The 25,686-nt window shown below is 49.3% G+C and carries 23 protein-coding genes; 6 read left to right on the plus strand and 17 right to left on the minus strand.

Annotation, left to right across the window (positions count from 1 at the left end):
- Complete coding sequence (locus tag AC566Q_RS01595) at positions 1-2,148, plus strand: putative bifunctional diguanylate cyclase/phosphodiesterase (RefSeq protein WP_499612931.1); 2,148 nt, start codon at positions 1-3, stop codon at positions 2,146-2,148.
- 40 nt (positions 2,149-2,188) lie between these two features.
- Here the strand turns inward: AC566Q_RS01595 and AC566Q_RS01600 are convergent, their stop codons facing one another.
- The 8 genes from AC566Q_RS01600 to rpe form a co-directional block, all read right to left on the minus strand.
- The gene (locus AC566Q_RS01600; protein ID WP_499612933.1) at positions 2,189-2,995 is read right to left on the minus strand and encodes a DUF1338 domain-containing protein; all 807 of its coding nucleotides are present in this window, start codon (positions 2,993-2,995) and stop codon (positions 2,189-2,191) included.
- 15 nt (positions 2,996-3,010) lie between these two features.
- Positions 3,011-4,486, minus strand: a complete 1,476-nt coding sequence (astD, locus tag AC566Q_RS01605) for a succinylglutamate-semialdehyde dehydrogenase (protein ID WP_499612935.1) — start codon at positions 4,484-4,486, stop codon at positions 3,011-3,013.
- 38 nt (positions 4,487-4,524) lie between these two features.
- The gene (astA, locus tag AC566Q_RS01610; RefSeq protein ID WP_499612937.1) at positions 4,525-5,562 is read right to left on the minus strand and encodes an arginine N-succinyltransferase; all 1,038 of its coding nucleotides are present in this window, start codon (positions 5,560-5,562) and stop codon (positions 4,525-4,527) included.
- 17 nt (positions 5,563-5,579) lie between these two features.
- The gene (locus tag AC566Q_RS01615; protein WP_499612939.1) at positions 5,580-6,788 is read right to left on the minus strand and encodes an aspartate aminotransferase family protein; all 1,209 of its coding nucleotides are present in this window, start codon (positions 6,786-6,788) and stop codon (positions 5,580-5,582) included.
- A 360-nt stretch (positions 6,789-7,148) separates the two neighbouring features.
- Positions 7,149-8,309, minus strand: a complete 1,161-nt coding sequence (locus tag AC566Q_RS01620; RefSeq protein WP_499612941.1) for an HDOD domain-containing protein — start codon at positions 8,307-8,309, stop codon at positions 7,149-7,151.
- A gap of 111 nt (positions 8,310-8,420) precedes the next feature.
- Positions 8,421-9,074 carry an anthranilate synthase component II gene (locus AC566Q_RS01625; protein ID WP_499612943.1) on the minus strand — a complete coding sequence of 218 codons (654 nt, stop codon included), beginning with the start codon at positions 9,072-9,074 and terminating at the stop codon, positions 8,421-8,423.
- A gap of 15 nt (positions 9,075-9,089) precedes the next feature.
- The gene (trpS, locus tag AC566Q_RS01630) at positions 9,090-10,097 is read right to left on the minus strand and encodes a tryptophan--tRNA ligase (RefSeq protein ID WP_499612945.1); all 1,008 of its coding nucleotides are present in this window, start codon (positions 10,095-10,097) and stop codon (positions 9,090-9,092) included.
- A gap of 25 nt (positions 10,098-10,122) precedes the next feature.
- Positions 10,123-10,800, minus strand: coding sequence for a ribulose-phosphate 3-epimerase (rpe, locus tag AC566Q_RS01635; RefSeq protein ID WP_499612947.1), 678 nt, complete (start codon positions 10,798-10,800; stop codon positions 10,123-10,125).
- Positions 10,801-11,224: 424 nt separating this feature from the next.
- Here rpe and AC566Q_RS01640 point away from each other — a divergent pair, with 424 nt between their 5' ends.
- The 3 genes from AC566Q_RS01640 to AC566Q_RS01650 all read left to right on the plus strand — a co-directional run bounded on the left by AC566Q_RS01640 (position 11,225) and on the right by AC566Q_RS01650 (position 12,569).
- The gene (locus AC566Q_RS01640) at positions 11,225-11,944 is read left to right on the plus strand and encodes a TorF family putative porin (protein ID WP_499612948.1); all 720 of its coding nucleotides are present in this window, start codon (positions 11,225-11,227) and stop codon (positions 11,942-11,944) included.
- 154 nt (positions 11,945-12,098) lie between these two features.
- Positions 12,099-12,356 (plus strand): hypothetical protein, encoded by a 258-nt coding sequence (locus tag AC566Q_RS01645; RefSeq protein WP_499612950.1) that lies wholly within the window; start codon positions 12,099-12,101, stop codon positions 12,354-12,356.
- A gap of 21 nt (positions 12,357-12,377) precedes the next feature.
- Positions 12,378-12,569, plus strand: coding sequence for a DUF2970 domain-containing protein (locus AC566Q_RS01650; RefSeq protein ID WP_499612951.1), 192 nt, complete (start codon positions 12,378-12,380; stop codon positions 12,567-12,569).
- 21 nt (positions 12,570-12,590) lie between these two features.
- Here AC566Q_RS01650 and AC566Q_RS01655 read toward each other — a convergent pair whose 3' ends face one another.
- The 9 genes from AC566Q_RS01655 to pilM all read right to left on the minus strand — a co-directional run bounded on the left by AC566Q_RS01655 (position 12,591) and on the right by pilM (position 21,521).
- Positions 12,591-13,448 carry a Dam family site-specific DNA-(adenine-N6)-methyltransferase gene (locus AC566Q_RS01655; protein WP_499612952.1) on the minus strand — a complete coding sequence of 286 codons (858 nt, stop codon included), beginning with the start codon at positions 13,446-13,448 and terminating at the stop codon, positions 12,591-12,593.
- Between the two features lie 201 nt (positions 13,449-13,649).
- Positions 13,650-15,029 (minus strand): SPOR domain-containing protein, encoded by a 1,380-nt coding sequence (locus AC566Q_RS01660; RefSeq protein WP_499612954.1) that lies wholly within the window; start codon positions 15,027-15,029, stop codon positions 13,650-13,652.
- A 38-nt stretch (positions 15,030-15,067) separates the two neighbouring features.
- Positions 15,068-16,135 carry a 3-dehydroquinate synthase gene (gene aroB, locus AC566Q_RS01665; RefSeq protein WP_499612956.1) on the minus strand — a complete coding sequence of 356 codons (1,068 nt, stop codon included), beginning with the start codon at positions 16,133-16,135 and terminating at the stop codon, positions 15,068-15,070.
- Positions 16,136-16,155: 20 nt separating this feature from the next.
- Positions 16,156-16,671 carry a shikimate kinase AroK gene (gene aroK / locus AC566Q_RS01670; RefSeq protein WP_296044187.1) on the minus strand — a complete coding sequence of 172 codons (516 nt, stop codon included), beginning with the start codon at positions 16,669-16,671 and terminating at the stop codon, positions 16,156-16,158.
- Between the two features lie 290 nt (positions 16,672-16,961).
- A complete protein-coding gene (locus AC566Q_RS01675; RefSeq protein WP_499612957.1) occupies positions 16,962-18,737 on the minus strand; it encodes a type IV pilus secretin PilQ in 1,776 nt (591 codons plus the stop codon).
- Positions 18,738-18,752: 15 nt separating this feature from the next.
- Complete coding sequence (locus AC566Q_RS01680; RefSeq protein WP_499612958.1) at positions 18,753-19,277, minus strand: pilus assembly protein PilP; 525 nt, start codon at positions 19,275-19,277, stop codon at positions 18,753-18,755.
- Entirely contained in the window at positions 19,277-19,885 is a 609-nt protein-coding gene (locus tag AC566Q_RS01685; protein ID WP_499612960.1) for a type IV pilus inner membrane component PilO, read from the minus strand. Before AC566Q_RS01685 ends, AC566Q_RS01680 begins: the two co-directional genes overlap by 1 nt.
- Positions 19,882-20,463 (minus strand): PilN domain-containing protein, encoded by a 582-nt coding sequence (locus AC566Q_RS01690; protein ID WP_105936213.1) that lies wholly within the window; start codon positions 20,461-20,463, stop codon positions 19,882-19,884. The genes AC566Q_RS01685 and AC566Q_RS01690 overlap by 4 nt, the downstream gene beginning before the upstream one ends.
- Entirely contained in the window at positions 20,451-21,521 is a 1,071-nt protein-coding gene (gene pilM, locus AC566Q_RS01695) for a type IV pilus biogenesis protein PilM (RefSeq protein WP_499612961.1), read from the minus strand. The genes AC566Q_RS01690 and pilM overlap by 13 nt, the downstream gene beginning before the upstream one ends.
- 117 nt (positions 21,522-21,638) lie before the next feature.
- Here pilM and AC566Q_RS01700 point away from each other — a divergent pair, with 117 nt between their 5' ends.
- Together AC566Q_RS01700 and AC566Q_RS01705 are read left to right on the plus strand one after the other, a co-directional pair.
- Complete coding sequence (locus tag AC566Q_RS01700) at positions 21,639-22,838, plus strand: IS4 family transposase (RefSeq protein WP_348681020.1); 1,200 nt, start codon at positions 21,639-21,641, stop codon at positions 22,836-22,838.
- A gap of 154 nt (positions 22,839-22,992) precedes the next feature.
- Entirely contained in the window at positions 22,993-25,644 is a 2,652-nt protein-coding gene (locus AC566Q_RS01705) for a penicillin-binding protein 1A (protein ID WP_499612963.1), read from the plus strand.
- Positions 25,645-25,686: the final 42 nt, after the last annotated feature.

The raw sequence follows: 25,686 nt of genomic DNA on the forward strand, positions 1-25,686 counted from the left end.
ATGTCATCCCCCGCAGCCAGAGTTGCCAGTCTGACCCGACGACTGGAGCGGGAAAAGGCGGCCAGAAAACAAGCCGAAACCCTGCTCACAGAAAAGAGCCGGGCCCTTTATGATGCGCTGACCACAAGTCGTAGCGACCAGGAAAAGCTTGAGCTGGCGCTATGGGCGAGTCAGGAAAGCTATTTTGAGTGGCATGCAGAGGAAGATGTTTTCATCATTCGCTCCTTCGGTTTACGCCAGAAGCAACTGCGTGAAGTTAAACAAAATGCCATCGCCCTGATGCGTCGTGTGCACACAGATGATTTACCTCAGGTACAGCTGGGCTGGTCTATGGCGGTGAATGGTGAAAGCGACGATATCGAACTGATTTGCAGGATCCGTGGGGTGGGTGGTTTTCAGTGGACCCGGGCCCGTGGCAAGGTGCTGGAGCGAGATAGAACCGGTACCGCCACCTACATCGTTGGTATGGCTAAGGATAAAACCCGCGAACATCAGGCAGAGCAGTCTTTTCAGCTAATGGCTTCCGCTTTTTCCAGTTCCAGAGAACCCATGCTGGTGTTGTCTACCAGCCTGCAAATTACCGAGTCTAACGAGGCGTTCAGGCGATTAGCCAGGCTTGGTGATACTGAGACCGCCGAAAAGCTGCGGCTGGATTGCTTTCTCCGCGATGCCAGGGAACCGCTGGAGCGAATTACCCAGACTCGCCAGGAAAGGTTTGAAACCGAGCTCACTACCTGTGATGGTGAGAAAATTACGGTTGACGTTTCTCTGGCGGTTTTTGAAGCCAGGCACCAGACTTCTTCTTACTTAATTGCCACCTTGCGTGATATCAGTGAACGTAAGAAAAACGAACAACGGCTTCGCGTGCTGGCCAATCATGACGATCTCACCGGTTTGAAGAACCGGTTAGGGTTACGCAGTGCACTGGAGAAGTTGGTAGCTGAGGAACAACGTTTCGAATTATCGTTCATCGACCTGGATGGCTTTAAACAAATCAATGATATTGCCGGTCACGAGTTGGGAGATGAGTGCTTACAGGTTGTTACGGGCCTGCTAAAAAAGACGTTTCCCGCCTCCGCTGTAGTCACCCGCTGGGGAGGTGACGAGTTTATTATTGCCTGCCCAGGCTTAGACAAACAGACTTTCCATCAATTTAACAACAAAGCAATTGCATTGTTAGAAAAGCAAATGTTCAGAAGTGGGAAAACCGAACTTACCTTGTCGGCCAGTATCGGTTTAGCCTCCTATCCTGAGGACGCTGATAGCGTCGATTCGATCATTCAGAACGCGGATGTGGCCATGTACCGGGCCAAAACAAGCGGTAAGGGCCGTATCTTTGAATACCACGAGGGCCTGGCTGAACATGTGAAAGAACAGGTTTCCCTGCTCAGTGATTTGCGCAGGACCATTCGCAACCGAGGATTGGAGTTTTATTTGCAGGGCAAATATAACGTAGCTGGCAGCTTGATTGGTGCTGAGCTGTTATGCCGCTGGTTCTCGCCATTACACGGCATCGTTAGTCCTGGCGTCTTCATTCCGCTGGCTGAGCAATACGGTCTGGATATGGATATCGGGCTGGTTGCCCTGGAGTCTGCCTGCGAATATATCAGTATGCTTGAGACCGAACGCATTAGTCTGCCGCTGTCGGTGAATATCAGTGCCAATCAGCTGTTGAGCGAATCCTTTGCTGATAATGCCGCAGCCATTTGTGCTGAGCATTTTGTTTCGCCTGAGCTGGTGGAAATTGAAATTACCGAGTCTATTTTCATTCAGGATGAAACTGCTGCAATAAAAGGACTGGCAGCATTAAAAGCGCATGGATTTATTATCGCGCTGGATGACTTTGGCTCAGGCTTTTCTTCGCTTAGCTATTTGCGCAAGTTTGACTTTGATGTGATAAAGCTCGACCGCAGTCTGGTAAAAGGGATAGATGGCTCTGAACGGGCGCGTTCGCTGTTAAATGGCATTTTTAAAATGCTCGACAGTTTGCGTCTGGAAGTCATTATGGAGGGAATTGATAACGCGGCTTATCTGCCCCTGCTTGAAGCCATAGGTATTAATAATTACCAGGGATTTTTGTTTGAAAAACCGCTCCCTTACGATCAGTTCATACTGAAGCATACTCAGGGTTGGCGCATGGTTAAGTAAACACAGCCGGGAGCCAATCGCCCGGCTGTATTTTACAAGATTAACGTGCGTTAGTACTTTCGAAAATCTTATCGGCAGACGCTTCTACAAAGCCCTGATAAAGCTTGCCATCCGGCATAGTGTAACGCTGGGCAAATTCATAGAAACAGCTGGGAATATTCAGGCTGCCATCGCTGAAGGCCAGATTGTAGTCATCAGCCATAGTTGATGACTGAGCCAGGTAGACTGACTCCCCTCCATTGATTTCTCCACCAGACGTATTTAATACAAAACCGGCTTCTTTGAGCAGGGTGTTTACATCGGCCAGGGTGTCGATGTTGTTCAGGTGGTTCACACTCACGGTAAAGTGATTGGCCCTAAAGCCCCAGGCGGCCAGCCAGCCGGCATATTCAGATTCACTGATGAGCGATTGATATTCCTGGGTGGAAAGCTGCCAGTGACGGCCAGAGTAAAGAAAGTTTTCGGCATCTACTGCGCTGGCCGGCATTTGCTCTACCAGCGCATGGATAATGCGCTGTGTTTCGGCAGAAAACTCATTTACCCGCAGTTCACTGATAAACACTTTAGGCACTGTTGGATCCGGGTGTTCGAAGTGCTGGGCGGTGACTTTTTTTGCTTTAAAGTCGTAGTCGCCCTTCGCTTCGTAACCCAGTGCCAGAAAATGCTCAGCCAAATGAGAGAGGCGGGTTTTATCCAGTGCAAAGGTTCGAAACGCGACGTGGTCGTTGACGATCAGCGGGCTGTTTTCCTCACCGGCCAGCAGCTTATGAATGCGCAGCGCACTGGGAGTAATACTAACGTAATCGTTCCAGAGCGCCGAAAACAGGCTATCGGTTGTCTTATGCATAACGAATTTCTGTCCTTATTCTAATTCTAATCCAGGGCTCAGGGTACCGGGTAAAGTCACTTTATCCAGCTCAACTGAGGCTACAGGGTATGCGCAGTAGTCTGCCGCATAGTAGGCACTGGCGCGATGATTCCCACTTTCACCAATACCGCCAAAGGGCGCAGCACTGCTGGCGCCGGTTATTGGGCGGTTCCAGTTTACGATCCCGGCCCGGATGTGAGCAAAGAAATGCTGATAATCGGCTTCACTGTCACTTAATAGTCCGGCCGATAAGCCAAAGCGAGTGTTGTTAGCCTGGGCAATAGCGGTATCAAAATCGCTATAGCGAATAATCTTCAGTAACGGACCAAAGTGTTCTTCATCTTCCATCGTGTCGGCAATGGTGGTGACATCTAGGATCCCCGGTGTTACTAAGCCCGTTTGCTCATCAAGGTGTTTAAGCGGTATCAGTGCTTTGGCCCCAGCGTCTAACAACTGTTGTTGGGCTGCTACCATTCCTTTTGCTGCGCCTGCGCTGATCATAGCGCCCATAAAGGGCTGTGGCTCAGCGTCGTAATGACCCACCGAAATCTTGCGGGTGGCATTAACCAGGGCTTCTACTAACGCATCACCGGCGGCATTGGCCGGTATAAAAAGGCGGCGGGCACAGGTGCAACGCTGTCCGGAGGTGACAAACGCAGACTGGATAATGTCGTGTACGGCGGCTTTAGTGTCGGCCACTTCAGTAACGATAAGCGGATTGTTACCACCCATTTCCAGTGCCAGGATTTTACCGGGATGGCCGGCAAACTGTTCGTGCAGAATCTTCCCGGTGCGCGAGCTGCCGGTAAAGAACAGCCCATCGATTTGCGGATGTGAAGCCAGCGCCTTGCCGGTTTCCACTTCACCCTGAACCAGGTTTAGAACGCCCGCCGGAATACCTGCCTGTTCCCACAGTTTAACGGTCGCTTCAGCAACTGCCGGGGTTAAATCACTGGGTTTAAACACGACGGTGTTACCTGCGATGAGAGCTGGCACGATGTGGCCGTTGGGCAGGTGCCCCGGGAAGTTATAGGGCCCGAAAACTGCTACCACGCCGTGGGGTTTATGACGAATAAATGCTTTGCCCACCGGCATTGGGTTTTCAACCGTGCCGGTGCGCTCGAAGTAGGCTTTTTCTGAGATGGCAATTTTGCCAATCATGGCGCCAATTTCGGTGGCGGTTTCCCACAGCGGCTTACCGGTTTCCTGTGCAATCAGTGCTGCCAGCTGTTGCTTATTTTCGCCCAGCAATTCGGCAAATTTTTTAATCAGTGACAGGCGTTCTTCAACGGTTTTGGCCGACCATTGAGGAAGCGCCGCGCGGGCGGCGTTGAGGGCGCTGTCTACCTGGGTAGCTGAGGCGGCCTGGCCGCGCCAGAAGGTTTGATTTTTGGTCGGGTCGACCGAAGTAATTGGAGAACCTTCTCCGGCAACCCACTGCCCATTAATAAAATGAATGGCTTGTTGCATGATTTCTGTCCTGATGCTGTTGTAATTATGTATTGATATCAGTTGCGGGGCTTAACGCTCGCGAACCGAATTGAGTCGCCTTCTTCCACGTCTAACGACGCTGCAGCTTTGTGAGAAAGCACTGCCTGGCCGGTCTGTTCATCGAAACTGACATCGGCAACCACCGCTCTGAAATCGGCGATTTTAGTATTGATGATGTAGCATAATTCACCGTCCTGGGCGGCTGACTGGTCGTCAATATGCACAGTGGCACGGCGGCTACGCTGGGCGGTATTAATATGGCTAAGGCGAGCTTCTACCGTTGGGCCACCGTCGAATATATCGACGTAACCGCGGCAACTAAAACCTTCTTCCTGCAATAAGCGCAGCGCCGGTTCGGTTTTCTGGTGAACCTTACCAATAACGTTCTGGGCTTCCTGGCTGAGCAGATTGACGTAAATCGGATATTTCGGCATCAGCTCGGCAATGAAAACCTTATTACCAATGCCGGTCATGTAATCTGCGGTGGGGAAGTCCATGGAGAAGAAGTGCTCCTCGAGCCACTCCCAGAAAGGCGAGCTGCCATTTTCGTCGCTGACGCCGCGCATTTCGGCAATCACGATTTCGGCGAAACGCTCGCGGTGTTCTTCCATAAACAAAAAACGTACTTTGGATAAGAACCGGCCGTTCACGCCCTTACGGGCATTTTCCCGCAAGAACAGCGTGCAGATTTCGCTGACGCCGGTGTAGTCGTTACAGAAGGTGAGGATCTCAACCGTGTTATGGATATTGAGTTCACGGGACGCGTGTACCACCTTACCCAGGTGGTAGTGGTAAAAAGCATCGTCAGTGCCGACCGCGGCTTCGATACCCGTTGTACCGACGACTTCGCCGGTAACGATATCTTCCATAACGAACAGGTAGGATTCATTGCCAGGCGCAGACACATCGCGGCTGAACGCTTCCAGTGACTTACCGATTTTACGCTTGAGCAGGCCTTCGTTGACCGGCAGCGACGTAAAGCCGATGCCGGATTCTTCTGCTACTGCATACAGGGCGTCATAATCACTCGATCGGATAGGGCGAATAATGTACATGAGCAATTCCCGGTTAATTAGCGTGCGGCTACCACGCTCGCAATAGCACGTTCAAAACGAGTCAGACCTTCGGCAATGTCTTCGTCCGGGATAACCAGAGACGGAGCAAATCGAACAACGTTAGCGCCGGCTACCAGACACATCAGTTGTTCCTCGGTAGACGCGTCGAGGAATTTACGTGATTCGCCCTTAAAATCGTCGTTTAAAGCACAACCTAGCAGCAACCCTTTACCACGAATTTCAGCAAACACTTTGTGCTTGGTGTTGATGGTCTCCAGGGTGTCACGGAACAGTTGCTCTTTTTGTTTCACGCCGTTTAGTACCACCGGATCGTTAACAATATCAAAAGTACGTTCGGCCACAGCACAGGCTAACGGGTTACCACCATAGGTGCTGCCGTGAGTACCAGGCTTAAGGTGCTGGGCAATGGCTGTGGTGGTGAGCATTGCACCTACCGGGAAACCGCCGCCAAGTGCTTTGGCTGTGGTCAGGATATCCGGCACTACCTCCAGGCCCATGTAAGCGTAAAGATGGCCGGTACGACCTACGCCTGATTGAACTTCATCGAAAATCAGCAGTGCGTTGTGCTTGTCACACAATTCGCGAACACCTTTAACAAAGGCGGGATCCGGCGAAATGATACCGCCTTCACCCTGCAGTGGTTCCATCATTACCGCACAGGTTTCATCTGATATCAGTGCTTCAAATGCTGCCAGATCGTTGTAATCACAATGCTCTACAGCGCCCGGTTTTGGGCCGAAGCCATCAGAGTATGCTGGCTGGCCGCCTACTGTCACGGTGAAGAATGTCCGGCCGTGGAAGCCCTGAGTGAAAGCGATGATCTTTTGTTTGTGCTCACCATACTGCTCGAGCGCGAAACGACGTGCCAGTTTCAGAGCGGCCTCGTTAGCTTCTGCGCCTGAGTTAGCAAAATAAACGCGCTCAGCAAAGGTATGGTCGGTGAGCTTTTTGGCCAGTCGCAATGCCGGCTCATTGGTGAAAACGTTACTCAGGTGCCATAGTTTCTGACCCTGCTCAGTTAAGGCATTAACCAGCTCTGGGTGACAATGGCCCAGTGCATTTACGGCAATACCGCCGGCGAAATCAATAAACTCGTTACCTGCCTGATCCCAAACTCGCGAGCCCAGACCACGCACCGGTACCATTTTTGCCGGGTTGTAGTTAGGAACCATGACTTGATCAAACATTTCGCGGGTTACCTGCATTTTTTCACCTCTAACTGTTGGTTATCGTCATAAATCCGCGTCATTCAGGCTGGCGTATTTATGGCTTCAATTCATTTTTTAAGCGCTCCAGTATGCCACCTTAAATGGCTGTTGTCTTGTCTATTACCTTTCCTCTAAGGCAGTAAAATCAAGGGGTCTGGCACTTATTGCATAAAAAGTGAATAACTATCCATATATATGAATATGCGGCCGTCGGGGCAATAATATTGGCGGATTCTGCGCCATGCTGGTTATAGTGAGGTTTTTGCCTGTAAAAAAGGCTTTACGGCTGAATGATTATGAATCGGTTGAAAAAGCGCATTTTGGATCTTCGTAATGACTTATTCACCGCTGTTTTGTTCAGAGATCGGTCAGTATAGGGAGCTGATGAAGGGTCTGGCTATGCAGTTTCTGAAGCAAATCGGACTCAATAGCACAGCCCGCGATGAACTTGTTATGTTCGTCATCGAGGAACAGGTTATTGTCTTTTAACATGCGATATTTGGCGTAATAACGGGCCTGTTGCAACACCTGTGTGAGCGGATCAGCATCCTCTGGCAATACGTCCTGCAGCACCTGTTGCATGGCGCTGGTATATCCAACGCGTTTAAATACCATGTATTCAAACAAATGCAGGGCTGCTTTGTCACTGTGCTCATCGATTAAAGGCAGCAATTGATTTGGGTCTGGTACCAACTGAATTAGTGCCGAGTGCAGATTACGTAATTTTGCTTTCTGCGCATGGCGTAAAAAGTCCAGATGCACCTGTTCAAACAAGCGAAAATACAGCTTAATAATAACACTTCGACCCAGTTGGCTAAAAAGGGCCAGGGTGTAGGCGTCAAAGGGTTTTACCTTGTGGCTTTTAGCAATGGTTTCAGCGGTTCTCGCGCATATCAGACTGAACTCCCAGACTTTGTGTTTTATTTGCGGAAACGGATCGCTGATTAGCGGTAAGGTCTGTTTGTATATGAGGGCTGGGATAACCCGCTTTACATTGTCGATACCAATAAAGCTCAGAGCAGTTTTGAGGGTATCTACGGCAACCACATCACCGCGGGCATCGCGGCGTCGGTATTGCGGTTGGTTTACCTGTTTAAGTAGTTCATCAACCAGCCAGGGGATATTTACCGCAATGGCTTCAACTTTGCTGATGGTGGCCGATGGTGTGGCGAGTAAGTCTATCAGGTTGGTAGTATGTTCTGACCAGTTCAACAGGTTTTCACATACATCCTGGGTATCGGCCAGTGTCTGGAGCAGCTTTTTATCGATAACCGTGTGCAGTTGCTGGTTAATTTGTTGCACATAATTGGCCTGGATTTTCGCCGTTTCCAGTTTGTTTTTAATGGCGTCTTTTTCGACTTTTAGCAGCTGACGGCGGGTAAAACTTTGCTCAGACTCGGCGTAACTCACTTCGCCAGGTGCACGACGACCAACCATCGCTTTGGCAAGCTCAGGTGCCAGCAGTAAATAGTTAAATCGTTTAGCAAAAGCTGGTGGGGCTAGTAACCGCTCTACCATTGAAGTCCCGCTCTATCCATGTAATACCCGAACCTTATCTGTTTTGCAATGCTAAGGCTAGGACATGTTTGTGTTTGTTCAGGCAATCAGACCGTTAAAATAACCTGTGCCTTACATCGTATTGTTCAGCGTAACGGACTGACCGTTGAATTCTGATACACAATTGATATCGGCATCTGCTGAGACAACCTTAGCCAGTAGCAGAAAGTTTAGCAGAACCTGATGGCCATACTCGGTAAGTAGTGACTCCGGGTGATACTGAACACCCCATACCGGCAGGTTTTTGTGTTTCACCGCCATAATTTCAGGTGTCTCGCCGTCATCGCTCCAGGCAATTATTTGCAGGCAGTCGGGGATAGAAGCCGGATCGATAACCAGTGAGTGGTAGCGGGTGACCACAAACTGTTGCGGAATATTAGTAAACAGACTGTCGTTATTGTGCTTAACGCCGGAGAGCTTGCCATGGCGAACCTGCAGGGCATTGGTTACTGAAGCGCCGAACACCTGGCCGATAGCCTGATGACCAAGACATACGCCCATGATGGGGATGATACCGGCAAACTGACGGATTACCTCCAGACTGACGCCAGATTCATTGGGTGTGCAGGGGCCAGGCGAGATAACAATTGCCTGAATCTTTGCAGGATCGATATCAGCCACTGTAATAGCATCGTTACGCACGACCTCAAGTTCACAACCCAGCTCCTGAAAATACCTTGCCAGGTTGTGACTAAAGGAGTCGTAATTATCGATCAGTAGTATCAAGGTTTAATCGACTGCTTAGGGCTTAGCGATAAATCCCACTGCTTCGTAGGTAGCCTTGAGTGTGGCGGCCGCACGGACCCGTGCTTTTTCAGCGCCCTGATGCATTACCTCATCAAGATAAGCCCGGTCGGCACGTAGTGTGTTAAATCGCTGTTGTAATGGTTCAATCAGTGCAACCACTGCATCAGCCACGTCAGACTTTAAATGACCATACATTTTATCTTCATAAGCAGGTACCAGTTCGTCCACTGTTTTGCCGGTAGCCAGTGACAGAAGTGTGAGTAAGTTAGTTACCCCTGGCTTTTCTGCCCAGTCAAAATAAATACGCGCCTGCTCGTCTGAGTCAGTCACTGCACGTTTGATTTTCTTGGCAACCTTTTTGGGTTCTTCCAGCAAGCCGATAAAGTTGTTCGGGTTGGTGTCTGATTTAGACATCTTCTTATCCGGCTCCTGCAAGCTCATAATGCGGGCACCGAACTCAGGAATATAAGGCTCCGGAATGCGGAAAGTGTCGCCGTAAATGTTGTTGAAGCGGGTAGCGATATCGCGGGTAAGCTCCAGATGTTGTTTCTGATCTTCACCTACCGGCACTTCATTAGCCTGATAAAGCAGGATATCGGCGGCTTGTAAAACCGGGTAGCTGTAGAGGCCTACATTGATATTGCTGGTATTGCGGGCCGACTTGTCCTTGAACTGGGTCATGCGGTTCAGTTCACCCATTTGGGTAAAGCAGTTTAATACCCAGGAAAGTTGTGCGTGCTCAGGCACATGAGACTGCAAAAACAGCGTACTCCTGGTTGGGTCGATACCACAGGCCAGATACAACGCCAGACCATCCAGACAAGCTTCTTTCAGCTTAGCCGGGTCCTGACGCACCGTAATGGCATGCAAATCCACAATCATATACAGACAGTCGTGTGTTTCCTGCATGGAGACCCACTGCTTCAGCGCACCCATGTAGTTACCCAGGGTAAGCTGTCCGGATGGCTGACAGCCGCTCAATACGATTGGTTTTGCGCTCATTACTTATTTACCTATTCACACTTAGTTACTTAGAAGACACTGTAGCCAGTTCGTCACGCATTTGCTGGATAACTGCGGCATAGTCCGGCTGATTGAAGATCGCTGAACCGGCGACAAACATATCCGCACCGGCAGCGGCAATGGCTGCGATATTATCGACTTTAACTCCGCCGTCAACTTCCAAACGGATGTTTTGCTCAGAAGCATCGATACGAGACCTGACTTCTCTGAGCTTATCGAGCGTACCAGGAATGAATGACTGACCACCAAAACCGGGGTTAACCGACATTAATAAGATGTGGTGCAGTTTATCCATTACATAGTCGAGATAATGCAGCGGTGTGGCCGGATTAAATACCAGGCCCGGCTGACAGCCTTTATCAGCAATTAACTGCAGGCTGCGGTCAAGATGCTGGCTGGCCTCCGGGTGGAAACTGATATAACTGGCACCGGCATCGGCAAACTGAGTAATTAAGTCGTCCACCGGCGAAACCATCAGGTGCACATCGATAGGTGCCGTAATGCCATAGTCACGCAGCGCAGAACAAATCATCGGGCCAAAGGTCAGGTTAGGAACGTAGTGATTGTCCATCACGTCAAAGTGAACCACGTCAGCGCCGGCGTCGAGCACACGCTGTACATCATCACCCAGACGGGCGAAGTCCGCCGAGAGTATCGACGGTGCTATCAGGAATCGTTGCATGATTAACCCTTATAGACGGTGTAGGGAAGCAGAGTAAAGCCGGGCGAGTGATGAGAAGCGCTGTTGTTATGTGATATGTACGACAAAACAAACACTTGGCCAGCGTATTTATTGGGCATTATTTTAACGGATTATCGTAACTGGCAAAAGGTTTTATCTCGCACCTTAACGGTGATTTTGCTTCTTTTTGGTGCAAATTATTGCTAATTGACTGTGCGAAAGCCCTTTTAAAGATTTTTATGCTGTAAAAGTTGTGAATAAAAATGCATTTAAAACAGTGATTTATTAAGTTTATATGGCCCATTTGCAAGTGTCGACACATTGGGCACTAGTTTTGCGTATACCGACATCACAAAAATAAAAATACAGACAGAAAAGTGATTTAAATAAAAACACTTATGCGTGATTTATACGGAGAACACACATGAAATTTAATAAAACACTGGTAATTTTAGCTGTTGTTGGCTCTTGCCTTTCATCACAAGCTGTACTGGCTGATAGCCTGTCTGCTAATGCTAGCGTTGCAAATAATTATATCTGGCGTGGTCTGACTCAGACCATGAACGAGCCAGCAGTATCTGGTGGTATCGATTACGCCAGCGACAGCGGTTTCTATGCAGGCACCTGGGCGTCTAACGTTAAGTACGGTGCAGCAGATAACTTCTCTTACGAGCATGACGTTTATTTTGGTTTTGCTGGTGAGTCTGGTGATATCAGCTACGACGTAGGTTATCTGTACTACAACTACGATGAAGCTGCTGGTTTCGACTTCGGTGAAATCTACGGTACTGTTGGTTATGGCGGTTTCAGCGCAACACTTTACGTGTTAGCGAATGCTGAACCAGATGAAGCGCCTGGTCAGGACTTCGGTTTTGGTTCAACCACTTACATCTCTTTAGACTACGGCTTTGCGCTGGAAAGTGGCACTGAAGTTGGTTTCCACGTTGGTTCACACCAGGGTGACTTTAACGAAGCGTTCAACGGCGTACCTGGCGACTATCGTGATTTTTCAGTATCAGTGGCTAAAGACGGCTTTGCATTCATGATCAGTACAACTGATCTGGATGACGCAGGCGATGAAGACCCGTACGACAACGATGCAATCAAATACACTGTTTCTTACTCGGTAGATTTCGAACTGTAAGAGACCTTTAACACTTTTACAGTGTTTATGTTTTGTGCACGCAAAGGCCACACATTAGTGTGGCCTTTGTACTTTGGGTTAAAATTTTCATTGCCAGATGTAACAGACTGATTATAATTACACCAATGGATTTTATTCTGGAATGGTTTTCAGTATGACAAAGCTAAAGAAAAGCTTGAACTGGCGGGTCGCAGGAGCAGTATTTGCTCTGGCTTTAACCGTGGGCAGTTTTAACCTGAGCGTGGGATCGCCAGAGGCAGATTGTCTGGAAAACCGAGTGGCTAATGTGTTCGATGAAGCTGAGCAAGTCAGTTGGGTCAGTTGGTTGACAGGTCGATCCACATCCTACCGTTTTCATTTTCTCGATCTTCTCGAATTACTGTCACGTCACAAAGGCAAAGACAGCGAGTAGCTGCTCGCTGGTTTAAGCGTTGTGGCAAATAAACCGGGTTTTCTGAAGGTCGTACAAAGCGTACTGGCCAGTGCCTTTGGCGTTCAGAGTCAGCAAAAATACCAGCAGGATTTTTCACAAACAACTATTGCGCCTTATATTGTGGTGGGAGTTATCTTCGTTGTATTGCTGGTACTCGGGTTGATTGGTCTGGTTAACTGGCTCACTCCCTGACTTTGTTTATACCGGTGGTGACTATTCGTCGTCTACCGCGGTGATTGGATACACAGGCTTGTGCTTAAATAATGCAAGCAACTCACTTACCGGCTTACGAGCACTGCCTTTCTGACTGATTGAGCGTTTTACATTCAATGTAGTGATTTGAGCGCCATAGTACATCTGCCGCGTCATCGGTAAATCATGATTTGAAATTAGTACAGGAATGTTGCGTTTAAACGCGGCACGCTGAGCCAGAGTAGCCAGTTTATGCTGACAGGATAAGCTGAACTGCTTGGCCGCGTAGCTGGTGAACAAAGCAGTTTTACTGATCGGCGCGTAAGGCGGGTCGCAATAGATCACGCTGCCTTTGCGTGCGTGCTGAAATACTTTTTCAAACGGTAAACACGTGAACCTGGCTTTTTGCGCTTTTTCGGCGAACACGAACATCTCGTGTTCCGGAAAGTAGGGGCGCTTGTAGCGGCCAAATGGCACATTAAACCGGCCTTTAAGACTATAGCGGCACAAGCCGTTGTAGCCGTGTCGATTCAGATACACGAATAACAGAGCGCGGTAATACTGGTCGCTCGTCTGGTTGAATTCTTCACGCAGGCCATAATAGATTTTTTCGCTGTTATGATGCGGCGAGAAAAAGTCTTTCAGATCATTGATGAGCGGATCAGGTTGCGCTTTTAGCAGATTGTAGAGATTAATCAGGTCCGGATTAATATCATTGAGCACATAGTGCTTAAAGTCAGAGTTGAGAAACACCGACCCTGCTCCAACGAAAGGCTCGATGAGCTTCTTTCCCTCTGGCAGGTGTGCATTGATTTGTTCAACCAGACTGTATTTGCCTCCTGCCCATTTGAGGAAAGCCCGGTGTTTACTGACGGCCATTATGTTGGTAACTACTCACTGACGCTATGATTTTTATTATTGGGGATATTGTGAACAACAGCCACAAAGCCCGGCATCCCGCACCCGGGAAGGTTACCCTTGGGTGGCATTCAACTTTAACGAATCATTGATTGTATCTGTCAGCGCGGATCTCGACAACCGACAATAGCCAGAAATCGATAATTATTAGCGTTTGTGCCGTTAGGGTATACTGGCTATTTCGGCTTTTACCTGGTTACCAGCTTTAACGAATGCTTTGTCGCTGCCAGGAAATTGCGGTAAGGCCTGCAGTTGCTGCTGAGCGGCTGGTAAAGAGGCAGCCGGCGTTGACCACAAAATGACAAACCAGTCACCACCGTAGCGATAGGTTTTATAAATGGTCACCTGGCTGGTGAGCTGATGATCCGTTAAGAAATCCCGGGCCAGCTTCAGGTCTTTCATGCCGGCTATCTGAATCCAGTACTGACCGGCACTGCTGTTGGCCAGTTGCTCATTGGCTACCTCTGCAGGCTCTGAGGAAATTACTGTTTCAGCTGTAGCAGTAACTTGCTGTGGCTGAGCGTTTTGTGCGGTGACGGCTTCTGCCAAAGAAGGTTCAGTTACATCCGCAGCAGTGTCCGGTACCTCTGCAATTAGTTTATCGTTAGCAACCTGATTATTAGTAGGTGCCGGAATCGCTTTAATTGCATCATTAAAGCTGGCCATAACGCGCGGCTGTGCGGCCGGCGCTGCCACTTCCGTTACCGGCTGCTGGTCGCTGGTGTCGGTATTATTCTGCTTTACAATACTCAATGTCCGGGTTGGCTTAATAAGCGCTTCTGGCTCATCGGTTATGTTCTGCGCGGTGCCCGGTTCGTTGCTATCGAGCGGGTCAAACAGGGTGGTCATGGTAGCGCCGTATTGCCAGCCCATAATCGCAACAAAACAGGATAAAAACACCAGCGTAACGCCGATCCAAAGCCAGGGCGAACGTAAACGGTTATCGGTGAGCGGGGGAGCACCTGCTTCTCCGCGTTCCTGACGGTAACGTTCAAAAGCGGCGCGGCGCTCAGCCAGTAATTTATCCACATCACTACTGTATTGCTGGGTAGATACTGACTGACTGCTAATTAACAGCGGAGTGTTGGTATTCTTAGCCGGTAGCCACTCTTTGGCTTGTTCGGCCCAGTCACTTTCACCAAATAGTAGTACATTAAGGTGCTGTTTATTATTGGCAAACCGGCTTTGTAAAACCAAATCCCACAATTCCTGCAGGAAGCTGTTGGGAATGTGTTGCGCCTGAGTGATGGTGATGAGTACCGGTCCATCATGATGATTAAGACCAGCGAGTAATTCATTTAACGGCCGGATATAACTGCCCACTACCTGGCCAAGGAGTTGTTTGCAGAGGGTGCCACGGTAATCCGTAACCTGCATATCCGGCTCGGCGGTAATAAAAGCCAGTTCGGTGTTGTCGGACTGCTGAAAAACGAAGGACTCCAGCGTGCGCTGCTGCTCTGCAATACTGTCTCCGCTGACAAAAATCAGCTGAGACGAGTAATTGACCAGATATTCAAGCCTGCTGTGCAGCTCAGATGCCACGGTAGTTTCCTCATTAAACGGCCAGTTATCTTTCCCGATTAACTTAATACCGCGTCCAGAACAGGCTGGGTAACGTCTTTGGTTACCACCGCTTTGCCAATTCCCTGGGGGATAACAAAGCGGATCTGGCCTGCCTCGACTTTCTTGTCGCGTGCCATATGGCGCATGTAATCAGCCACAGACATACTATCGGGGCCGGCAACTGGCAGCTTAAATTGCTGCTGGAGCGCTTCAATACGACGGGTTTCTGACGGTGTTAACCAATCAAGGTGTTCTGCTGTTTTACAAGCAAGGATAATACCAGCTGCTACCGCTTCGCCATGAAGCCAGTTACCATAACCCTGTTCGGCTTCGATAGCATGGCCGAAGGTATGGCCAAGGTTAAGCAGCGCACGAATGCCGCCTTCACGTTCATCCTGAGCCACAATCTCGGCCTTGATCTGACAGCAACGGAAAATAGCCTTGCCAAGGGCTTCGGGCTCGAGTGATTTGAGATTTTGCTGATTGGCTTCCAGCCAGTCAAAAAATGCAGCGTCATAAATAATGCCGTACTTAATGACTTCTGCCATGCCGGCGGCAAATTCACGCTCTGGCAGGGTGTTAAGCGTAGTGATATCAATAGCTACCAGCACAGGCTGGTAAAACGCCCCAATCATATTTTTGCCGAGGGGATGATTTACCGCGGTTTTACCGCCTACGGATGAATCTACCTGAGACAACAAGGTGGTAGGTACCTGAATAAAAGGCACGCCCCGCTGATAGGTGGCGGCGACAAAGCCGCACAGGTCGCCGATAACACCGCCACCCAGGGCAATCAGCGTGACATCGCGGGCTGCGTTCATTTCCAGCAGGCGGGTCATTACTACTTCAAACTGCTCAAGAGTTTTATATTGTTCGCCATCAGGTAAAGTGATGACATCGGTTTGCTTTTCTCCGCAAGCCGCCAGTACCCGCTCCAGATAAAGGGGGGCTACCGTTTCGTTGGTGACGATAACAGCCCGTTGCCCTTTGATGTAGGGCACAAAAAAGCCGGGCTGTGATAACAGTCCGGCTTCAATCTGAATAGGGTAGCTACGCTCGTCAAGTTCTACGGTTAAGGTTGACACGCCTGTAGCTCCTTTAAATGTTATAACCCAATCTTGCTTATAATTTGGTTAGCAACGGCTCGCGCAGACTGATCGTCGGTTTCTACCACGTAATCAGCCACTTCTTCGTACAGTGGGTTACGCAGTTCAGCGAGGTCTCTTAATACCTTTTCCGGATCATCCTTTTGTAACAAGGGGCGACGCTTGTCGCGCTGGGTACGGGCAACCTGTTTGTCGATAGTGGTTTGCAGATAGACTACAATACCACGCGCTGACAGGCGGTTACGCACTGCTTTGGTCATAATAGAACCGCCGCCAGTGGCCAGCACAATACCTTGTTTGTCAGTTAAATCATTAATGACATTTTCTTCGCGTTTGCGGAATCCATCTTCACCTTCGAGATCAAAGATCCAGGTAATATCTGCGCCAGAACGACGTTCAATCTCCTGATCGGAATCGAAGAACTCGAGGTGTAACTCATCTGCTAAGTGACGACCAATGGTACTTTTACCTGCTCCCATTGGACCAACCAAAAAGATATTACGTTTTTCAGCCATATTTGCTTATTTCACAACTTATCTATGTTAAGGGCAGAATGTTCTGTTTTCCTCAACCACCCGTTCACACGTGCTTATTTTGTCGCTAATAAGCACATACACAAAACCTCGTAAAAATTTCGAGAGCGGGATTATCTCAGTTTCTCAGACCGCTATGCAAGTTTTGTTGCAGGGATTAGGGCGAAAGCGTGAAAAATGAAGCTTAGCCAAAGGATTAAGCGCCAGTTTGAGGGGAGAAAAGACGAAAATTATTGCCTCAGACAGGGATTTCCCGCCTGAGGCATAAAAAATTACAGTGCTTCAGTAACGATTTTGGGCGTTACGAAAATCAGTAGCTCACGTTTTTGATACACGGTTGAGCTATTGCGGAATAATGCGCCAACCACCGGCAAATCGCCAAACAGCGGCACTTTACTCACATCGTTGCTGTTAACCTGTTGAAAGATACCGCCCAGGACAATGGTTTCACCATTTTCTACCAGTACCTGGGTTTTAATTTCCTGCGTATCGATGGCCACGGCATCACCAGTAGCGGTTTGGACGGTTTCACCACGGGTATCCTGGGTAACTATCAAATCCAGAATGATACGGTTATCCGGGGTAATGTGCGGCGTTACCTTAAGGCTTAACACGGCCTTTTTAAACTCTACCGAGGTGGCACCACTGGAAGTGGCTTGTGAATAAGGAATTTCTGTACCTTGTTCAATGTAAGCTTCCTGCTGGTTAGCCACGGTGATACGCGGGCTGGCAATAATTTCACCTTTGTTTTCTGACTCCAGCGCCGATAATTCGAGGTCCAAAATGGTGCCATCAGCCAGACTGGCAATCTGAAAACCGATACTGCCTGCGGCACTGGCCACCGGTAGGTTAACATTCAGGCGATCACCTAACGCCGGCACGTTGCCGCCCGCTATAGTTTCCGCTCCGGAGAGTGAACCTGACACGCCGTTGTCGTCCTGACGGTCAGAGAAACCCCAGCGCACGCCAAGCTGTTCGTCCACGTTATCACGCACGGTTACCATGCGTGATTCGATGAGTACCTGCTTCACCGGGATATCCAGTGATTCAATGACCCGGCGAGCTTCATCGATAGACGCCTGGGTATCACGAACCAGAATAGTATTGGTACGACTGTCTACCGTAACGGTGCCACGATCGGTCAGAATACCACCGCCGCCTTCTTCTGCTTTCAGAATCTGCGATAATTCAGCGGCTTTCGCATAGTTAACCGTAATGCTGGCGGAAGCTAGCGGTGCCAGTTGCGCAACCTGCTGGTCTGACTGCAGTTTTTGGGTTTCACGCTGGGAAAGTTCTTCGCTGGGCGCGATCAATAATATGTTGCCTTCCTGACGCTTATCTAACCCTTTAATTTTTAAAATCATATCCAGCGCCTGATCCCAGGGCACACCGGTCAGGCTAATCGATACATTACCGGTAACGGTATCGGTGGTCACCAGATTAAATCCGTTCACTTTGGCGATAATCTGTAATACCTGACGAACCGGGACGTCCTGGAAGTCGAGGGAAATTGGCTCACCTTCATACTGACTCTTCTCCAGCTTGGCCAGTTGCTCCTGGCTCATAGGGCTGATAGTCACTGTCAGGGTTTTACCGTCTTGTTCTGTGTTGGTCATTACGTTACCGGCGTAATTAAACTCAATACGTGATGAGTCTTTCTCCTGAAAGGTCTCGATAGTGGTTACCTGCGTGCCAAACGCCGTTACATCCAGTTCGATTAATTGATCTTCAGCCAGCTCGGTTGCTGGCAGTGTAAGTATTAACTTACCGTTGGCTTCTATCACCTGAGGTTGCACATCCCGGTTATTCATGGTTAGCGTGGTAACTGCCAGGCCATTAGCGCCACGGGTGAAGTCGATGTCTTTCAGGGTCGACTTAAAGACTTTCTCTGCCTCGGCATTCGGATTAATTAATTGCGGAGATTCCTGAGCTCTGAGCTCAGCGGCAACTACATTAAACAGTAAAAACGTGACCACGGCGCCGGCTACCCAGTAGCGGCGCTTGGTTTGCCGATTTAGTCTTTCGTTAAAGATATATCGCTTAGACATCTAATAATCTCCTGCTCACGACTTCATCGTTAGCGTAGTTTCTTTCTTCTGCCAGCAGCCAGTGCCGTCAGGAACAAGCTCTTCAATAATCACTTTGTCGTTGCCAATACTGATGATTTGTCCGAAGAACAAACCCAGTCGGCTGCCTTTTTTAGCCTGGTAAAGCCCGCCGTCATTGGTTTTAAATAACACCCAGGTGTCACCGTTTGAGCGGAAACTACCGGTGAGTGACAGCGCATCAATGCCGTAGGCTTCAAGAGGCTCACGGGTACGGTTAGCATTTGGCTGTAAACAATTCGCTTTTACCTGAGCAACCACAGGCGCCCGGCTGGCTTTCGGGCGGACAAACGGACTGCGAAATCCTTGTGCGTCGTAGACGAACACCGGTTTTTGTTCAAATTCCGGGTAAGGCTCGATGCTGGGTTTGGTGTTTTGTCTGACTTCGTTGGTGTAAGCCACCAGATCGTCAATATTCGGCGCACATCCAGATGCGGTCAAGGCTACCACTGCGATCCCGAGGAGGCGAGTAAATTGCGACATTACTTACTCTCCTTGTTCTCTGTGTTGGCGGCGCGGTAAGTTTTGGCCAGCAGACTTAAGCGCAAACCGCTCTGATCAGTGTGCACTTCAAAATCGTGCATGGTCACTATGCGCGGTAAGTCGGCCACTTTAGACACGAATTCACCAAAATTGTGATAGCCACCGGATACCTCGATGCGAATGGGTAGCTCAGTGTAAAACTCTTTAGGAATTTCTTTTTCCCAGTTTATCAGCCGAAAAGTAAGGCCCGCGCTGGTGCCTACATAGGTAATATCATCCAACAATCCGGGCGTTTCGTTGCGGGTGGGTAGCGACTTTAACATCGAAGAAAAATCTTCTTCGATTTGCGCCAACTGTTGTTTGTACGCCGAAAGGTTGGCGGCTAGTCGATATTTTGCCTGAAACTGCATTTTTAACTCGGCTTCCTTGGCTTCAGCCTGATCGAGCAAGGGAAGCTTAGGGCTAACAATACCGAAATAGCTGATACCAGACACCACAATCACAATGAATAAAGCAACAACGGTCTTTACCTCAAACGGCCAGATGGCAATTTGTTCAAAGTCGAGGTCGTTAATCTCTTTTAATTTGGCAAAGTCAAACTGCTTCATTTGCCACCTCTTTCTTGCTGTTCTTTTTCCATGGCAACCTGTTCGCTAATCGAAAAGGTCAGGGTAAATTCGCTAACCGCATCAGTGGCGCTGGTGTCTGCCACGATGGATGACAGTTCGCCGGAAGTGAACACTTTTGATGTTTCCAACTGGCGCATAAATTCAGCCAGGCGGTTATTCGACTCGCTGGTGCCGCGTACCTGAATACTGGAGCCGGTGCGCTGCAGCGATGTAAAGCTGACGCCCTGGGGCACTATCCGAGCAAGCTCATCGAGCACCTGAGGGGCCAGGTTTCGGCTACTTTGCAGTTGTTCAATCAGGGCCATGCGTTGCTCGATGGCCGATTTACTTTCTTTAATGCGTTTAATTTCCGCAATCTGACTTTCCAGGGCGGTGATCTGGGTTTGCAGATACTGATTGCGCGAGTTTTGATTACTGATCTGGGTATCGATAATCTGGCCAATAAACCAGAACAGCAAACCGGTCATGATGGCCACAAACGCCAGCACCACAATGTACTGTTGTTTCTGCTGCTGACGGCGTTGTTCGCGCCAGGGCAGGAGGTTTACATGTGCCATCTTGACATCCCCCGGCTGGCCAGGCCTGCAGCAATAGCCAGTAATGGGGCAACCTGCTTGACCTGCTCAGTATTTAGCTTGTCGCTAATTTTGATATTGGTAAATGGATTGAAGACTTCCACCTCAATACCGAGATCCTGCTGCAAGGTATCTACCAGCGCCGGTATAACCGCGCCTGCGCCGGTCACGACGATTTTTTCCGGGCGCTCAGCCTGCATGGTGCTCATGTACATTTGTAAGGCACGATTAATCTGCTGCTGCAGATTTGCCGCAAAAATAGGCAGGGTATCGCTAATCCAGTTGCTCGGCAGTGTATTGTTGATTAACTGCTCTTCAGTGTCTTTGCGGTCCAGCATATGTACTAAAGACAAATCCTGAAGCAGCGAATCAACGCCGAAAGTGTGCTCTTTGGTATAGACAGTCTTGCCATTGTCCCAAATACAAACTTGCAACAGTGATGCCCCAATATTAATGCAACAAATGCGCTGGGCTTCTTCGTCATGGGGGTAAAAGTAATCCACCGCATTTCCCATAGCGTAGGTTTCGACGTCCACCACTTTCGGATCGAAGCTATGTTCACGTACCAGCGTGGAGCGGTTATCTACTACATCACGGTGGGCGGCGGTAAGCAACACGTCCACTTTGCCAGAATGAGTTTCACTTATACCCACTTCCTCGAAGTCCAGGTACACTTCTTCCAGCGGATAGGGGATCAGGCTGTCGGCCTCGACTTCTATCTGGCCTTCCAGCTCATAGTCGGTTTGATCAGGTTCCATATGAACTATTTTACTGATTACGGATGAGCCGGCTACGGCAATGGCTACTGGTTTAATTTTATTCTTAAGTGCCAGGCGAACTTTTCGCAGCGCCACACTCACAGCGTCGAAGTCGGTGATCTCTCGCTCTCTGAATGCCTCTTTAATAATTGGCTCGCAGGCAAACGCGGTTAGCATGTAGTCGCCTTCGGCGCCTTCCAGCACAACTGCCTTGATGCAACGGGTGCCAATGTCGAGTCCGACAATGGGAGGTTGCTTTTTTTTGAACAGCGATTTTAGCATATCAACTGAGTCCTGAGCTATCCCCACGAATAGTAAAATAAAGTCAAAGAGTTAGGGAACATTCATGGCATTTGGTGATCAGATCTTTCGCCAAAAAAAACCAACACAGAAAACACCATGAATGCACGCTCTATATTGAACAATCTTGTCTCTTTTGTCAGCCATAAAATGCATAAAACCCGCAAACAGGCCGTTGTCGCCTGTGTGCGAAGCTTGATTGAGAGCGGTTCGGCCACTGTGACCAGTATGGGGCGCGGTATCCGTTCCAATGCCTATGAGAAACACCGTATTAAGCGGGCTGACCGGCTGTTATCTAATGGTCACCTCCAGCGTGAAGTACCGTTTATCTATGCAATGATTTGCCGGTTATTTTGTACCTGTAAACATCCTGTCATTGCCGTTGACTGGTCAGATTTGGATAAGTGCAAAAAGCACTTTTTACTTCGCGCCGCAATTGTCGTTAAAGGGCGGCCTATTACCCTTTATCAGGAAGTGCATGATAGAAAAGCCAGTGCAAAAGCGACTACACATAGAGACTTTTTAGAGATATTGCACACGCTCTTACCGGATACCTGCCAGCCCATTATTGTCACTGATGCGGGCTACAAATCGCCGTGGTTTCGTGAAGTGCAGGCATTGAGATGGCATATTGTCGGACGTGTGCGAAAGCCACATTCATATTCGCTGGATGGCGGTAATGAATGGCAATCTATCGCTGAGCTTTATCTAAAGGCTACAACACGGCCCAAGCGATTTGATAACGCGCTTATCGTCAAGTCACGACCTTTTGCCTGTACCTTGGTGTTGGTTAAAGAGAAAGCGAAAGGTCGACGAGCGTTTAATGCCAATGGCTCGCGCCAACGGGATACCAATTCATTGAAATATGCTGATGGCGCAAGAGATCCGTGGCTACTGGCGACGTCATTGCCCTACCATCGTCACTTATCTAAACAAGTCATCGATATTTATCGCCAGCGCATGCAAATAGAAGAAGGCTTTCGGGATATGAAAAGCACGCGCTTTGGTCTGGGGTATGAAAATAATCGCAGCACAACCAAGACACGCATTACTGTTCTGGTCTTGCTTACCACACTGGCTTCGTTAGTGGCTGTACTGTTGGGCATGCTATTAGTTGTCAGTAACAAGCATCGACGCTTTCAGGCAAATACCGAAACAAAATCCGTACTATCCTTTCACTTTCTTGGCTTGAGAGCTTTTAACACCTCAATGCGATTTACCCTGCATCAGTGGAAAAAGACGATCCGCTGGCTTGATGAACTCACCGCTGAAGCTTGCATGAGCAAGATTACATGCTAAATTCGTGGGGATCCCTCAGAACTGAGTCTCATTTACTTGCGATAAATTTCTAACATAAGATGTTACTTAAAATTTTTCCATTTAATGGTTCTAATAAATACACTTAGGTATAAAATATAAGTCATTCTGGCAAAAAAGCCCTTTTATTCTTATTGTGAAGTACATCAAAACCTTCTTATTACTCGGATTTGTCGGTGCACTGCTCGGCGGTATTGCACTCACGGGTATATATTTTTATATCAAGCCGGACCTGCCCAGCGTTGCAATCCTCAAGGATGTGCGGCTGCAAACGCCTATGCGCATTTATACACATGACGGCAAGCTCATCTCCCAGTACGGTGTAAAGCGGCGTATACCGGTAACCCTTGACCAGGCCCCGGATCTGCTGCAAAAAGCGATTTTGGCCACCGAGGACAATCGTTTTTACGAACACTTTGGTATTGATCCTATCGGCATCACCCGGGCTTTCATTAACCTTGTCCTGACCGGTGAGAAAAGTCAGGGCGCAAGTACCCTGACACAACAGCTGGCCCGGGGCTTCTTCTTAACCCGGGAAAAAACCTATATTCGCAAAATTAAGGAAGTCTTTATTGCTCTGCACATGGAAACTGAGCTCAGCAAAGACGAGATTTTCGAATTGTATTTAAACAAAGTTGAGTTGGGTCATCGGTCGTTTGGTTTCGGTGCTGCCGCTCAGGTGTATTACGGTAAGCGGCTCGACGAGCTGACGCTGGCGCAAATTGCGACGCTGGCCGGACTGCCCCAGGCACCTTCGGTATTAAACCCGGTAAGCCGCCCACAACGCTCCGTAGAGCGTCGTCGAATCGTGTTGCTGCGTATGCTGGATGAAGGGTATATCACCCGTCAGCAATTTGATGAAGCGGCCAGCGCGCCGGTGACAGCTGAAAAACACGGTGCCGAAATCGAACTGGATGCCCCTTATCTGGCTGACCTGATTTATTCAGAAATGGTGACACTCTACGGCAAGGAAGAAGCAGAAACCGGCGGTTATCAGGTTTACGCCACGGTCTCGTCTGAATTACAGCAAGCCGCGCAAAATGCGGTCAAGCAGAATCTTCACGATTATGATGAACGCCACGGATATCGTGGCGCTGTGGCACGTTTATGGCCACAGGAGCAGAACAGCACGGTACCGAACCCGGAAGAGACATCGACGGAATGCGAAAGTGAGCCACTCTACCCTGACTGGCCCTGTGAAGTCACCGAAGAGACGCTTATTAACCAACTGGATAATGCTGGCGCCTTCGGATTTGTGTTTCCGGTAGCTGTTATCAGTGTTGACGAGCAATCTTTTACCACCCGGGACGTCACCGGCATCGAACGGGTGATTGAATGGGAGGGTATGGACTGGGCCCGGCCGTTTTTAAGCGACAGCCGACAAGGACAACCTCCCTCCGAGGCCTATGATATTGTGAATGCTGGCGACATTGTGTACATCAGGGAACAGGATAATCAGTGGCGTCTGGCGCAGTTGCCACAGGTCAGTGGCGCCTTTGTGGCATTGGATCCCAATGACGGTGCGGTGCAGGCCATTGTCGGCGGTTACAGTTTCTACCAAAGCCAGTTTAACCGGGCTACACAGGCTAAGCGTCAGGTGGGCTCAAACATCAAGCCTTTCGTTTATTCCGCGGCGCTCGATAACGGCTATACCGTGGCCAGTATTATTAACGATGCGCCCATTAACGAGTGGGATGAAGCCACGGGAGTGGCCTGGCGTCCGCAAAACTCACCGGCGGAATATGACGGTCCTATCCGCATGAGGGTAGCACTGGGTAAATCGAAGAACGTGGTATCAGTACGTTTGCTGCGTGGCGTAGGGCTGGATAACACCATTGAACACCTTACCCGGTTTGGCCTCGATAGGGCCGATATTCACCGCGATGAAACCGTGTCGCTGGGTTCAAGTTCCCATACGCCGCTGGAAATAGTGCGTGGCATGGCCACCATTGCTAACGGCGGCTTTCTGATCGAACCTTATTTTATCGACCGGGTACTGAATGAGACCGGTGAAGTGCTGTGGCAAACAAATCCGGTGGTTGCCTGCAACAACTGTGAAGAGAACAACGTTACGCAACAGCAGACGGCCAGCGAGGAAGCGGATATCGAAGCGCTGCTGGCCGCAGAATTAAACCAGTCACTGCCAGCCCGGACTGACAGTGATGAAGTGGTGCCCGCCCCCCAGGTGATTTCGCCTCAAAATGCCTTTTTGGTTGCCGATATGATGCGTACCGCGGTACGAGCCAATGGTAGCTGGAATAAAAAAACCTACTGGCAGGGTACTGGCTGGCGGGCAAGAAACATTCTGCAGCGTACCGATCTGGCCGGTAAAACCGGTACTACCAACGACTCCCGGGATGCTTGGTTCAGTGGTTTTAGCCGCAACCTGGTGGCTACTGCCTGGGTTGGTTTTGATGATATGACCAGGCAGCTGGGTCGTGCTGCTTATAATAATCCGCTGGCCAAGCGCGATCCGGATCGGTTTGGCTGGATGGGTAACGCGATGGTGGGCACCGAGAGCGGTGCCATGGCGGCACAGCCAGCGTGGATTCGCTTTATGCAGGTGGCGCTCGAGGACGAGCCGGAAGAAGCCATGTCAGTACCAGATGATATCGTGCGGGTACGGATTGATCGTACCAGTGGGAAGTTGACCCGGCGCACAGACCATACCACACTATTCGAGTATTTCCTGAGGGGCACTGAGCCGACCGTGTATGTCTTAGATGACGAAGTCATGGATCCGGCTGAGCAGGAAGACTCAACGCCTGACGTAGAGGAAATCTTCTAACGTCTATACTTAAAACAACAAAATAAGAAACTGGTTACTAAT

The organism is Alteromonas sp. H02 (genome assembly GCF_059682525.1).

Excerpts from the sequence above, each read along its gene's own strand:
- AC566Q_RS01595 (WP_499612931.1), top strand. The coding sequence starts at position 1 with ATGTCATCCCCCGCAGCCAGAGTTGCCAGTCTGACCCGACGACTGGAG.
- AC566Q_RS01600 (WP_499612933.1), bottom strand. The coding sequence starts at position 2,995 with ATGCATAAGACAACCGATAGCCTGTTTTCGGCGCTCTGGAACGATTAC.
- astD (WP_499612935.1), bottom strand. The coding sequence starts at position 4,486 with ATGCAACAAGCCATTCATTTTATTAATGGGCAGTGGGTTGCCGGAGAA.
- astA (WP_499612937.1), bottom strand. The coding sequence starts at position 5,562 with ATGTACATTATTCGCCCTATCCGATCGAGTGATTATGACGCCCTGTAT.
- AC566Q_RS01615 (WP_499612939.1), bottom strand. The coding sequence starts at position 6,788 with ATGCAGGTAACCCGCGAAATGTTTGATCAAGTCATGGTTCCTAACTAC.
- AC566Q_RS01620 (WP_499612941.1), bottom strand. The coding sequence starts at position 8,309 with ATGGTAGAGCGGTTACTAGCCCCACCAGCTTTTGCTAAACGATTTAAC.
- trpS (WP_499612945.1), bottom strand. The coding sequence starts at position 10,097 with ATGAGCGCAAAACCAATCGTATTGAGCGGCTGTCAGCCATCCGGACAG.
- rpe (WP_499612947.1), bottom strand. The coding sequence starts at position 10,800 with ATGCAACGATTCCTGATAGCACCGTCGATACTCTCGGCGGACTTCGCC.
- AC566Q_RS01640 (WP_499612948.1), top strand. The coding sequence starts at position 11,225 with ATGAAATTTAATAAAACACTGGTAATTTTAGCTGTTGTTGGCTCTTGC.
- AC566Q_RS01645 (WP_499612950.1), top strand. The coding sequence starts at position 12,099 with ATGACAAAGCTAAAGAAAAGCTTGAACTGGCGGGTCGCAGGAGCAGTA.
- AC566Q_RS01655 (WP_499612952.1), bottom strand. The coding sequence starts at position 13,448 with ATGGCCGTCAGTAAACACCGGGCTTTCCTCAAATGGGCAGGAGGCAAA.
- aroK (WP_296044187.1), bottom strand. The coding sequence starts at position 16,671 with ATGGCTGAAAAACGTAATATCTTTTTGGTTGGTCCAATGGGAGCAGGT.
- AC566Q_RS01675 (WP_499612957.1), bottom strand. The coding sequence starts at position 18,737 with ATGTCTAAGCGATATATCTTTAACGAAAGACTAAATCGGCAAACCAAG.
- AC566Q_RS01680 (WP_499612958.1), bottom strand. The coding sequence starts at position 19,277 with ATGTCGCAATTTACTCGCCTCCTCGGGATCGCAGTGGTAGCCTTGACC.
- AC566Q_RS01685 (WP_499612960.1), bottom strand. The coding sequence starts at position 19,885 with ATGAAGCAGTTTGACTTTGCCAAATTAAAAGAGATTAACGACCTCGAC.
- AC566Q_RS01690 (WP_105936213.1), bottom strand. The coding sequence starts at position 20,463 with ATGGCACATGTAAACCTCCTGCCCTGGCGCGAACAACGCCGTCAGCAG.
- pilM (WP_499612961.1), bottom strand. The coding sequence starts at position 21,521 with ATGCTAAAATCGCTGTTCAAAAAAAAGCAACCTCCCATTGTCGGACTC.
- AC566Q_RS01700 (WP_348681020.1), top strand. The coding sequence starts at position 21,639 with ATGAATGCACGCTCTATATTGAACAATCTTGTCTCTTTTGTCAGCCAT.